The organism is Peptidiphaga sp. (genome assembly GCF_057238965.1).
Window position 1 is genome coordinate 8148 of record NZ_DBHHEV010000047.1, and the last position, 11197, is coordinate 19344.

An 11197-nucleotide genomic window follows, 5' to 3' on the forward strand; every position below is an offset into this window, starting at 1 on the left:
AAACGCCCGCCGCGGCGGGGCCCATGGCCGCCGGATCCTCCATTCTGTACAGGTCCGGGCCTGGAACGTAGACCGGCGCTTCGCCGGCAATCACCCCCGAGTCCCACACGTGGTCGATGTGCCCGTGGGTGCACAGCACGCAGCCGAGGCTCAATCGCCGAGAAGCCAGGGTTTCCTCGATCCATTCGGCCGACCCCGCGCCGGGGTCCACGACGAGGGCGACCCGCTGCTGCGAATCGGCGACGATGTAGCAATTCGCTTCGATGAGGGTCCGATTGTAGCGGAGAAAGATCATGGTTGTACGCTATCGTTTTCAAGGCTTCCGTGTCGACGGGGCGGCGGCGTTCGCAGGGTGGACAGCCCGGGCGGAGGCCGCGATTTTGGTTTTACAATGTTTTCCACAACGCTGTTTCTTACGGCGTACAGTCACGCCGTCTCCCCAAGGAGCTTCTATGACCGAGTCGACCACGCCTCCGACGCCTAAGCCAGTGCCGCGTCCGATCCCCAAGCCCCGTCCGGCCGGGGCCGCCAAACCTGCGCCTTCGCGAAGCGATTCCGCAGCGGCGGAGGCCGCAGCGTGGGGAAGGGTGGACGACGAAGGGAATGTGTGGCTGCGCTCGGGCGACGGCGAACGCATCGTCGGGCAATATGCCGCCGAGGGGTCGAAGAAGGACGCCTTGGCCATCTACGTCCGCCGTTACCTTGATTTGGAAGCTCAGCTCGCCCTCATCGAGGCGCGGGTGGAAACGGTCAATCCCGAAGAGTCCGCCTCGGCGCTTCGAGCCTTCGACAAGCAAATCGCCAATCCTTCGGCCGTGGGCGACATCGAGGGGCTGCGAAATCGCTCCGCCGCCCTCGCCTCCCGGATTTCGGTGCTTCGAACCGAGCACAAAGCCAAGCGCGAGCAGGCAAAGGCCGAAGCGCGCGCGCAGCGCGAGGCGCTCGTCGAACGCGCCGAGGCCATTGCGGCCTCGGTCGACACGCCGATCAACTGGAGGGACACGCGGGCAGAGCTCATGGAGCTTTTCGAACGTTGGAAAGACGCGCAAAAGAACGGCCCTCGCATCAGTAGGTCCACGAACGACGCATTGTGGAAGCGCCTTTCGCACGCGCGCAAGGTGTTTGAGGACGCCCGCAGAGCGTTCTTCGCCAAACTCGAGAAGGAGCGCGCACACGTCGTCGCCGCGAAAGAACGGCTCATCAGCGAGGCCGAGGCGATCGCTCAGTCGACCGACTGGCGTGAGACGAGCAACGAAATGCGGCGCCTCATGGACGAGTGGAAGGCCGCGGGAAGGGCGTCCAAACACGACGACAGCAAGCTGTGGGAGCGTTTTATGGCCGCGCGGGAGGTCTTCTTTTCCGCGCGTTCGGCGCACCACGCCGCCGTCGACCAGGAGTTCGCGAGCAATCTCGCCGCCAAGCTCGAGTTGCTGGCCGAGGCGGAGGCCCTTCTGCCAATCAACGACATCGACGCCGCCCGGGCGGCCTACCGCGACATCGGCGAACGCTGGGAGGCCATCGGCATGGTGCCGCGTTCCGACTATCCGAGGGTCGAGGGCCGAATGAAGCAGATCGCGGACGAGATCCGCCGCGCCGAGGACGAGCGGTGGCGACGGACGGATCCGGAGAAAAAGCGGCGTTCGACCGGCATGGCGGCCCAGCTGGAAGCGCTCATCGCCGAACTCGACGGGGAAATAGCCGCCGCGAAAGAAGCCGGGGACGAGGCCAAGGTCAAAGAGCTCAACGAGGCCCGGCAGGCCCGGCAAGCCTGGCTCGACCAAGTCAACTCGGACCTCTGATGCTTTCTCTCCCTTCCCTCCCTCCCGCCGCGGATTCGAACGCGACCGGGCGTCTGGCTGGAGTGCCTTTCGAGACAGGGCTCAGCGCCGCTGGAATGCCTTTGACGGACCGTTGTGCACAGGCTGAGGGCAGACAACGCGGCGATCGCTTCTTTTGATGTAGAACGGTTGCCATGAAAACGTGGAGGCCCGAGCAACTGACCAGAGGCGCCCAGACACTTGTGCGCGAAAAATTGGCCGTGGAGTATGCGCCTGGGCGCATAGCCGCTGCCGACCTCGCAGCGACGCCGGCCATGCGAGCCCGGCTGGTGTGCCCCCTGCTGCCCGACGGTTCGACGCCCGCGACGCTGACCGCTGCGTGGATTTACACGGGATGGTGGCCCCCCTCCCGGCTCAGGCGTCTGTGTGCGGCTCACCCGACGAGCCGCCATCACTGCGTCGTCTACCGCGCGCAGCTCGAAGAGGAGTATTCCCGGGAGCTCGGGGGTTTCACCGTTCCGACGACGGCGCGAACAGCCTTCGACCTGCTCGCGCTCGAAGAGCCCGGCGTCGCCGTCGAATGCGTCATACGCCTTATGCGCGGCGGCCTCAACCCGGAAGATCTGCAGCTGCACAGCAAACGCGAAAGGCGGCGTCGGGGCGCGCCCTTCGCCCGAAGGGCGGCCAAGGCACTGGAAGCCTACATCGAGGAAACGAGGTAGCCTAAGCTCGCCTTTCGCTGCCCTTCTTCGAGCCGGTCACGCGGTAGGCGTCGTAGACTCCGTCCACTTTCCGAAACTCGCGCAAAATGCGCTCCAGGTGCGAAGGTTCGGCCATTTCGAAAGTGAAGCTCAACTTCGACATCCTCTCCTTCGTGGTCGTCATCGTTCCCTGGAGGACGTTGATTCCGTGCTCGGACAGAACGCGGGAAAGGTCGGAGAGCAGGCCCTGCCGGTCAAGCCCCTCGATTTGCACCTGGACGAGATACGTCGCCTCCGAGCCTTCCGACCAGGCGACGTCGATGAAACGCTCCGGCTCCCGCTTGAGGGGCAGCACGTTCGGACAATCTACTCGGTGGACCGACAAACCGTTCCCCCGCGTGACGAAGCCGACGATCGCATCGGGAGGGACGGGCGTGCAGCACTTGGCAAGTTTGACGAGGACGTCGCCGGAGTCCATGGATTCGACGATGACGGCGGAATCGCCGCTGGCGCCGGAGCGGTGGGCGATTCGCGTGGGCGTCACCGCTTCGGACAGCGTCTCTTCGACGCCTGGCTCGCCGCCCTGCGTCTGTATGAGCCGTCTGACCACCGTTTCGGCTGAGATGACTCCTTCGCCGATCGCGGCGTACAGATCGGTCACATCGTTTTTATTGAGGTCTTGCGCAATGCCGCGGAGCGTGTCGTGGCTCATCAGCCGCTGAACCGGCTGGTTTTTCCGGCGGATCGCTTTGGCGAGCTTGTCTTTCCCGGAATCGACGGACTCCTCGCGGCGCGAATGCTTGAACCACGCCTTGATCTTCGCCCGTGCCCGCTGGGAGGCGACGAAATCCAACCATCCGCGGGACGGCCCGGCGTCGGGATTCTTCGCCGTGATGATCTCAACGTTGTCGCCGGATTCGAGGCGGTGGTCGAGGGTTACGAGCCGGTCGTTGACGCGCGCGCCGACGGTGTGATGCCCCACTTCCGTGTGGACGGCGTACGCGAAATCGACCGGCGTCGACCCCGAGGGAAGCTCCAAAACCTCCCCCTTTGGAGTGAAAACGTAGACCTGACTCCCGGAGATCTCGTATCGAAGCGAGTCGAGAAACTCCGTCGGATCGGCCGTGTCGCGCTGCCAATCGACGAGCTGGCGGAGCCAATTGAGCTGGGTCTGCTCTTCCGACGTCGGTCCGATGCCGCCCTTGGACTGCCCCGCGTCCTCCTTGTACCGCCAATGGGCGGCGACTCCGTACTCGGCCCGCTTGTGCATGTCGTAGGTGCGGATTTGGATCTCCATCGTCCGCCCGCCCGGGCCGATGACCGTCGTGTGAATCGACTGGTAGAAGTTGAACTTCGGAGTGGCGATGTAGTCTTTGATCCTGCCTTGGATCGGGGTGAATGCGGTGTTGGCGACGCCGAGGGCTGCATAGCAGTCGGCGATCGTCTCTACCAGCACGCGCACGCCCACGAGGTCGTAGATGTCCTCGAAGTCCTTTCCTCGGAGGATCATCTTCTGATAGATCGAATAATAGTGTTTAGGCCGTCCAGTGATCGTGCACTTGATCTTGGCGTTTTTCAGCTCGCTCTCAAGGATGTCGCGCACCTGGAGAATGTACGCCTCGCGTTCGGGAGTCCTGTCTGTGACGAGCCTTTCAATCTCGCCGTAGACGGTGGGATAAAGGACTTTGAAGGACCGGTCTTCAAGCTCCCACTTGATCGAGTTCATTCCCAGACGGTGGGCCAGAGGGGCGTATATTTCGAGAGTTTCGCGAGCCTTGCGCCTGGCGCCTTCAGCCGAGACATACTTCCAGGTGCGGGCGTTGTGGAGACGGTCGGCGAGTTTGATGAGCAGGACGCGGATGTCCTTCGACATTGCGATGACCATTTTTCGCACAGTCTCCGCCTGCGCCGCCTCGCCGTACTCGACCTTGTCAAGCTTCGTGACGCCGTCGACGAGCACTTCGACTGCGGAACCGAATTCCCTGCGCAGGTCGGAGAGCTGATAGTCGGTGTCTTCGACCGTGTCGTGCAGGAGCGCGCCGATGATCGTGTCTTCGTCCATTCCCAGTTCCGCAAGGATCGTCGCGACGGCGACGGGATGGGTGATGTACGGCTCTCCCGATTTGCGCGTTTGGCCCTCATGGCAGTGATCGGCCACTTCGAAGGCGTGGAGGATTCTGGATTTGTCGACGCTTTTCGTTCCGAGGGCGCGCATAAGAGGCTCGAGCGTAGACGGAATCTGCGGTCCCGACCTGCCCGCAAGCCAGCTCAGACGCGATCGAAGGCGCGGGCTCGATTCCCCCATGGCATCCCCTTTCCCAGAACAATATGGTTATAGCACTCTGGAGAGCGGATATAAAACGATGGCGGTCACAGACCGCCATCGTCGATCAATAGGTGAGAACCGCATCCACTTCGCGTCCCGCAAGCCTCTCACGCCCTCCGAGCTCGCGAAGCTCAATGAGGACGCACAATCCAGTCGGAACGCCGCCCGCCCTTTCTATGAGCTCAAAAGCGGCGTTGGCAGTTCCGCCCGTCGCGAGGACGTCGTCGATCACAAGGACCCTCTGCCCGTCGGACACAGTGAAAGGCTGCAGCTCCATTCGGGCAGAACCGTATTCCAGGTCGTAGTCCACTCCGACGACGGGGCCCGGAAGACGCCCGCCCTTTCGCACCGTCAGCATTCCCACGCCCATCTCTATGGCGAGCGGGGCGCCGAGAATGAATCCTCTCGATTCCAGCCCCGCGACGGCGTCCACTTGGCCCCTGTAGCGGTCGGCTATCGTCTCGATGAGAACCTTGAACGCCTGAGGATCGGCTATGAGAGGCGTGATGTCGCGGAAAAGCACACCGGGCGCCGGAAAGTCCGGGACCTCTCGCAGGTGGGATTCAACGAGGGACACTGCGTCCAAAGGGAAGACGGATTGACTGTTCACTTCTTCTTCCTGTTCTTGCGATGGGGCTGAGCCGCCGTCCCTAAATGCCGCCCCGGCGTGCGGATGACGTGCCCCGCGTGCACCACCATGTCCTCTTCCTCTTTGCTCGAGATCTCCTCGCCGGCCGCCCTGCGCTCGGCAATTCGCTCCCTGAGCTCTCCGCGCGCCTTCTCAACCTTCTCGGTGTGCTGACGGATCTTCGGATCGAGATGGGCCAGCTGCACGGCGATGGGCGAGGCGATGAACATAGAGGAGAGCGTCGAGAGAATCATGCCGACGAACATGACGAGGGCGAGATCCCGCAGCGTGCCGGCGCCCAAAAAGTAGGTGCCGATGAAAAGGATTGAAACGACGGGCAAAAGGCTCGTTACCGAGGTGTTGAGCGATCGAATGAGAGTCTGGTTGACCGCGAGGTTCACGGACTCTGCGAAGGTGTAGTCGCTTTGCGACAAAAGCTTCGCAGAATTCTCCCGCACCTTGTCGAAGACGACGACGGTGTCGTAAAGAGAATAACCGAGGATCGTGAGCAGGCCGATGATAGTAGACGGGGTGACCTCGAATCCGAAGAGGGCGTAGACGCCTATGGTGACGACAAGGTCGTTGAAAAGCGCGAGAATCGCGCCGGCGGCATTGCGCCAGCTTCGGAAATAGAGAGTCAGGCCCAAAGCGACGGCGACAAGGAAGGCAATGAATCCCTTGAGCGCCTTCGAGGAGATGTCCTGCCCCCACGTCGGTCCGATGAAGGTCGAGGCGACGTTCGACGGAGCGACCTTGTAGGACTTGGCCAACTCCGAGCGCACGGTCCTGACGCTGTCGTCGCTCAGCTTCGTTTCGGCCGTCTGGATTCTCAGCGTCGAATCGCCCACCTGGACTACGCGGGCGGCGTCGTCTTTGGCATAGCGTCTCATGATGTCGGCCGCCGGTTTCTGATCGGTGACCTTCGTCCGCGAGACCGTGAACTGGGAGCCGCCGGTGAACTCAATGCCCAGGTTAAGGCCCTTGACTGCGAGGGTGACCGCAGAGATCGCGATGAGGGCCAGCGAGATGGCGAACCAGTACTTCCTCTTGGCGATGAAAGGAAAAGAACGCCGTCCCGTGTACAGATCGTTGCCGATGGAGCTTTTAGACATCGCCGTTCCCCTTCCCTTGCGCGGCATGTCCGCCGAAGCCGTTCTTTCGGGCTTCCTCGCGGGCTTTCCTGCGTCGGAGCGCCTTTCTCTCCGCCAGGGAAAGGCCCCTTTCCTCTTCGGGCAGCTCTTCGCGAGGCTTCGGGCCGGAGGCCTCGTCGCCTTTCGCAAAGTCCGCTTCGGCGCCGGCCGCACCGGCCTCTTCCGCCGCGGCCTTTCGAGAAGAAGCTGAGTCCCTGGGAGAAAAACCGGCGTCCTTTCGAGAGCGACGAGAGGAGGCTCCGATGTTTTCGGAGGAAGCCTCCGGCGAGCGGGTTCCGGGGGCGTCCGCGCCGTCGTCCTCCGAATACTCGGTGACGACGACGGCCGTGTCGACAGCCGAGCCGGACGATTCCTCGTCCACGACGAGTTTGACGTCCATGTGACGGTCGCTGCGGCGGCGGAAGGATCCTCGGCCGCTGTACGCGGGGGCGTTGCCCAAGGCGATGGCGCTCATGCCAGACCACCGATGCCCCTCGCCGAAGAAGCTGCCGCGGACGAGGATCGCCATGACCGGGTAGGTGAACATGACCACCACGATGAGATCGAGAATCGTCGTCAATCCGAGAGTGAATGCGAAACCTCGAACCGAGCCGACAGCGAGGAAGTAGAGGACCAGCGAGCACAGCAGATTCGTGCCGTCGGCGACGTAGATCGTCCGCTTGGCCCTGTGCCATCCGTGCGTGACCGCAGCTCTGACCGAGCGTCCCTCTCGGATCTCGTCGCGTATTCGCTCGAAGAAGACGATAAAGGAATCCGCGGTGATGCCGATCGATATGATAAAGCCGACGACGCCCGCCATAGAGAGCCGATAGCCGATGATCCACGACATCAATGCGACGATGAGGTAAGAGAGCCCGGTTGCCAACGCGATCGAGCCGATGGCGACTATTCCCAGCCCGTGATACGTCCACAGGAGGTAAAGGGCGAGCAAAACGACGCCGATCGCCCCGGCGATGAGGCCGCCTCGCAGCGATTCGGAGCCGAGGGTGGCGGATATCTGCTCCTCCGACTGAACGTTGAATTTCAGCGGAAGCGATCCGAAACTCAGCTGGTTCGCGAGCGTCTTGGCGGTCTGGTCGGTGAAGGAGCCCGAAATCTGCGCCTGGCCGCCCGAAATGACCTCGCTCGGGGCGGCAGAGGAGATGACCGACCCGTCGAGGACCACCGCAAATTGATTCTTAGGCTGCTGAAGCTTGACGAGACGGCGGGTCACGTCGGCAAAAGCCTTCGTCCCCTTGGAGTCGAATTGAATCTGAACGATCCACTGGTTGCTTCTCTGGTCGAATCCAGAGGAGGCCTTCGTCAGCTGGGTCCCCTCGATCTCAGCCGGGCCGAGGATGTACTTCGTCGCCTGGCCCCGTGAGCGGTCGCAGGCCACGAGCGGCTTCTTCGGGTCGTCGACGACGTTCAACTTCGACGACGGCTTGGTGCAGTCCAAAATCGCGGCGTCGTAGGCGACCTTCTCTGTAATCCAGTTCTCCGCGTCCGAGGCGTTGGCCGGCTTGGACTTCGGTTGGTCGGAGATCTTGCCGTCGTGGTTCTGATCCGCCCTTTCCCTGGCCACTTTCTTCAGCTCTTCGGCGCCGTACGTCGCCTTGGGATCGGGGGTCGGCGTCGCCGACGCGGAAGGGCTCGGGGAGGCAGAAGGGCTTGCGCTAGCCGAGGGGCTGGCGCTTTTCTGCGCTTCTTTCTGCGCCTTGTCGATGTTCGCGACCTTCGCCGGAGTGAGCGAGCCCGCGTCGCCGGCGATCGCAAGCACGGGGCGCATGCGCATGACCGCGGACGTGCGGACAAGCCTGAGAGTCTGCTCCGACGGCCTGCCCGGGAGGCCCACGATGATGTTCTTGCCGCCCTGGGAGCTGATCTCAGCCTCGGCCACGCCAGAGGCGTCGACGCGCTGGCGGATGACCTCGATCGCCTGATTGACGTCGGACTGGGTGATCTCCGAGTTGTCAGTCGTCTCGGGGGTGAGGATGATCTGGGTGCCGCCTTGAAGGTCAAGGGCGAGCTCGGGAGCCCACTTGGAAGATTTGCCCCAGCTTCCGATCGTCAGCGTCGCGAGGAGCGCGACGATCATCAGCATCAACAGGACGAGGCGTTTCCGGGGCACCTCGGAGGAACGCGTTGCGGTGCGCTTTGCCATACGTGTGCTTTTCTATCGATCCGATGAGAAGGGTGAGGACGGCTTGGGACGGTCCTCGTCCGGCGCGGCGGCGGACTCGGCCTCGGCCTCGTCGTCCTCGGAATCGACTTCCTCGGATTCCGCCAACGGAAGCTCGGCCGCCCTCGAAATCGCACGCCGGTCCCAGACGGTCTCGTCGCCGGCCGGGCTCAGGAGCGTGACGGCGTCGCCGTCGATGTCGACGATCTTTCCGTAAAATCCGGCAGTCGTCATGATGTCCTTGCCGACCACGATGATCTCTTCCCGCTCTTGGTTGAGGCGTTCGCGGGCCTTGCGTCCGGAGTAGGACATCCAGAAGAACAAAATCACCATGCCGACGAGGAGGGCGATCATTGTCGGATCCATTCCGAAGTCTCCTAGCTGTAAAAAGACACGTACCCGCACAAGTGTACGCGCGCTTGCTCACCGGGGGGAAGCACAACCTGGCTCTCGGACGAAATTCACTTTCGGGCGACGCCGATTTCCAAGCTGCCGGCGGCCGGCGGCTGCAAAGCAAGCATGCGGCTGGGCGGCGCGCGCCTTCAGGCGGACATTCTGCTCTCAATCGGCGCACGCCCGTCAGCCGAAGAGCGTCTCCTCCGGCGCCGGGCCGGGCAGGCCTAGGTGGTCGAAGGCCAGACGCGTGGCGGCCCTGCCGCGCGGCGTTCGCACCAGGAAGCCCTCGCGAACGAGGTAGGGCTCGGCGACCGTCTCGACCGTTTCGGGCTCCTCCCCTACGGACACCGCGAGAGTGGTGAGCCCCACAGGGCCTCCCCTGAACCTCACGCAGACGGCTTCGAGGACGGCGCGGTCGAGCCTGTCGAGTCCGCACCTATCGACTTCGAACACGTCGAGCGCGGCGCGCGCGGCGGCCAGATCGAGGACGCCGTTTCCCCGAACTTGCGCCCAATCCTGCACGCGTCTGAGCAGCCTGTTGGCGATTCTCGGCGTGCCGCGCGAGCGCGAGGCGATCTCGTGCGCCGCGTCGGCTTCGAGGTTCGCCTGGAGCTTGACGGCGTTGCGGGTGACGATGAGGGCGAGCTCTTCCTCCTCGTAATACTCGAGGTGGCCGGTGAAGCCGAAACGGTCGCGCAGCGGGGCCGGGAGGAGGCCGGCGCGCGTCGTCGCCCCCACCACCGTGAAGGGCGGCAGCGGAAGCGGGATCGACGTTGCGCCGGGCCCTTTGCCGACCATGACGTCCACCCTGAAATCTTCCATCGCCAGGTAGAGCATCTCCTCGGCCGTGCGGGCGAGGCGATGGATCTCGTCGATGAAAAGAACGGGAGGAGAGCACGGCGGCCAAGTCGCCGGGATTCTGAATCGCCGGGCCGGAGGTCAGGCGCAGCGAGCCGTTGACCTCCGCGGCGATGATCATCGACAGCGTCGTCTTGCCCAGCCCCGGCGGACCCGAAAGCAGGACATGGTCCGGGGTCTTCCCCCGGGCCACCGCCGCTTCGAGCACGAGCGAGAGCTGGGAGCGCACGGTTTCCTGGCCGACGAATTCGCTGAGCTGGCGCGGGCGCAGCGCCGCTTCGGCCGCGCGTTCGGATTCCGAGGCCGCCGGCGAGACAATGCCTTTCGAATCCGCGTCCGGGCTTTTCGAGTCTGCCACCGGTTACCTCCCGGCCCCGAGGATTTTCAGGCTGGCGCGCAGGAGTTCGGGGACCTCCGCCTCGGGCGTCGCCTTTTCGACCTGGGAGAGCGCGTTTTCGGCGTCGCGCTCGGAGAAGCCGAGCCCGACGAGCGCCGCGACGACGTCGCCGGACCGAGCATTCGAAGAAGGCGCCTCAAAGTCGCCTCCCCGCCGAGGCCCAAGCTTCGCCCCGATCTCCAAGACCAAACGCTGGGCGCCTTTCTTTCCGACGCCGGAAACTCGCGTAAGGGCCGCGATGTCGGCGTTGGCCACGGCCTGACGCAGCTGGTCGGGAGTCAAGGTCGCCAGAATGGTGAGCGCGAGCTTCGCCCCGACCCCCGAGACGGTTTGAAGCGCGTCGAAAACCTCCCGCTCGTCGGCGTCGGCGAAACCGAAAAGGGTCATCGAATCTTCGCGCACCACGAGCGAGGTGTGGACAAAGGCCTCCTGCCCCACGCGCAGCCCCGCCAAAGTGGCGGGCGTCGCCTGGACGGCGTATCCGACGCCTCCGGCTTCGATCACCGCCGCCGTCGGCTCAATGCTGAGAACATTTCCCCGCAGCGCCGCTATCATCGGCCCTCCTCCGCATCGACCCTTTCGAACTTTTGTTTGCAGACTAAGACTACACGTCATTCTTGGCGGCGGGCGCAACCGCGCCGTGGCGCCGCGACATCCGCTCGGCGCCGGCCCACAGTCTCTGAGCGGGAGTGAGGTCGCCGCCGGTCGCCCGCGGCAGCGTTCCCGCGCCGCCGTGCTGCGCCCGGTCGGGTTCCGCGTCGGAAAAAGCGCCGCCGCGCCAAGAATGGGCGATGGCGATGG

At 63.9% G+C, this 11197-nt stretch carries 9 protein-coding genes and 2 pseudogenes; 2 read left to right on the forward strand and 9 right to left on the reverse strand.

What is annotated here, in order from left to right:
• The coding region (locus ACO48X_RS06850; RefSeq protein WP_485001354.1) for an MBL fold metallo-hydrolase at window positions 1-295 on the reverse strand (295 nt) is incomplete at its 3' end.
• Between the two features lie 157 nt (window positions 296-452).
• Here ACO48X_RS06850 and ACO48X_RS06855 point away from each other — a divergent pair.
• On the forward strand, window positions 453-1799 hold the full coding sequence (locus ACO48X_RS06855; RefSeq protein WP_485001355.1) for a DUF349 domain-containing protein: 1347 nt from the start codon (window positions 453-455) through the stop codon (window positions 1797-1799).
• A 173-nt stretch (window positions 1800-1972) separates the two neighbouring features.
• Complete coding sequence (locus ACO48X_RS06860; RefSeq protein ID WP_485001356.1) at window positions 1973-2500, forward strand: hypothetical protein; 528 nt, start codon at window positions 1973-1975, stop codon at window positions 2498-2500.
• 1 nt (window position 2501) lies between these two features.
• Here ACO48X_RS06860 and ACO48X_RS06865 read toward each other — a convergent pair whose 3' ends face one another.
• The 8 genes and pseudogenes from ACO48X_RS06865 to ACO48X_RS06900 all read right to left on the reverse strand — a co-directional run.
• Window positions 2502-4784, reverse strand: a complete 2283-nt coding sequence (locus tag ACO48X_RS06865; RefSeq protein WP_485001357.1) for a RelA/SpoT family protein — start codon at window positions 4782-4784, stop codon at window positions 2502-2504.
• 85 nt (window positions 4785-4869) lie between these two features.
• The gene (locus ACO48X_RS06870; RefSeq protein ID WP_485001358.1) at window positions 4870-5415 is read right to left on the reverse strand and encodes an adenine phosphoribosyltransferase; all 546 of its coding nucleotides are present in this window, start codon (window positions 5413-5415) and stop codon (window positions 4870-4872) included.
• A complete protein-coding gene (secF, locus tag ACO48X_RS06875) occupies window positions 5412-6545 on the reverse strand; it encodes a protein translocase subunit SecF (RefSeq protein ID WP_485001359.1) in 1134 nt (377 codons plus the stop codon). The genes ACO48X_RS06870 and secF overlap by 4 nt, the downstream gene beginning before the upstream one ends.
• Entirely contained in the window at window positions 6538-8727 is a 2190-nt protein-coding gene (gene secD, locus ACO48X_RS06880; protein WP_485001360.1) for a protein translocase subunit SecD, read from the reverse strand. Before secD ends, secF begins: the two co-directional genes overlap by 8 nt.
• A 12-nt stretch (window positions 8728-8739) precedes the next feature.
• On the reverse strand, window positions 8740-9111 hold the full coding sequence (locus ACO48X_RS06885; protein ID WP_485001361.1) for a preprotein translocase subunit YajC: 372 nt from the start codon (window positions 9109-9111) through the stop codon (window positions 8740-8742).
• A 213-nt stretch (window positions 9112-9324) separates the two neighbouring features.
• A pseudogene (ruvB, locus tag ACO48X_RS06890) lies at window positions 9325-10357 on the reverse strand (Holliday junction branch migration DNA helicase RuvB).
• Between the two features lie 3 nt (window positions 10358-10360).
• The gene (ruvA, locus tag ACO48X_RS06895) at window positions 10361-10951 is read right to left on the reverse strand and encodes a Holliday junction branch migration protein RuvA (protein WP_485001362.1); all 591 of its coding nucleotides are present in this window, start codon (window positions 10949-10951) and stop codon (window positions 10361-10363) included.
• Window positions 10952-11000: 49 nt separating this feature from the next.
• A pseudogene (locus ACO48X_RS06900) lies at window positions 11001-11197 on the reverse strand (crossover junction endodeoxyribonuclease RuvC); the annotation flags it as partial.

Coding starts and splice junctions, on each gene's coding strand:
- secF (WP_485001359.1), bottom strand. CDS start 6,545: ATGTCTAAAAGCTCCATCGGCAACGATCTGTACACGGGACGGCGTTCT.
- ruvA (WP_485001362.1), bottom strand. CDS start 10,951: ATGATAGCGGCGCTGCGGGGAAATGTTCTCAGCATTGAGCCGACGGCG.
- secD (WP_485001360.1), bottom strand. CDS start 8,727: ATGGCAAAGCGCACCGCAACGCGTTCCTCCGAGGTGCCCCGGAAACGC.
- ACO48X_RS06885 (WP_485001361.1), bottom strand. CDS start 9,111: ATGGATCCGACAATGATCGCCCTCCTCGTCGGCATGGTGATTTTGTTC.
- ACO48X_RS06860 (WP_485001356.1), top strand. CDS start 1,973: ATGAAAACGTGGAGGCCCGAGCAACTGACCAGAGGCGCCCAGACACTT.
- ACO48X_RS06865 (WP_485001357.1), bottom strand. CDS start 4,784: ATGGGGGAATCGAGCCCGCGCCTTCGATCGCGTCTGAGCTGGCTTGCG.
- ACO48X_RS06855 (WP_485001355.1), top strand. CDS start 453: ATGACCGAGTCGACCACGCCTCCGACGCCTAAGCCAGTGCCGCGTCCG.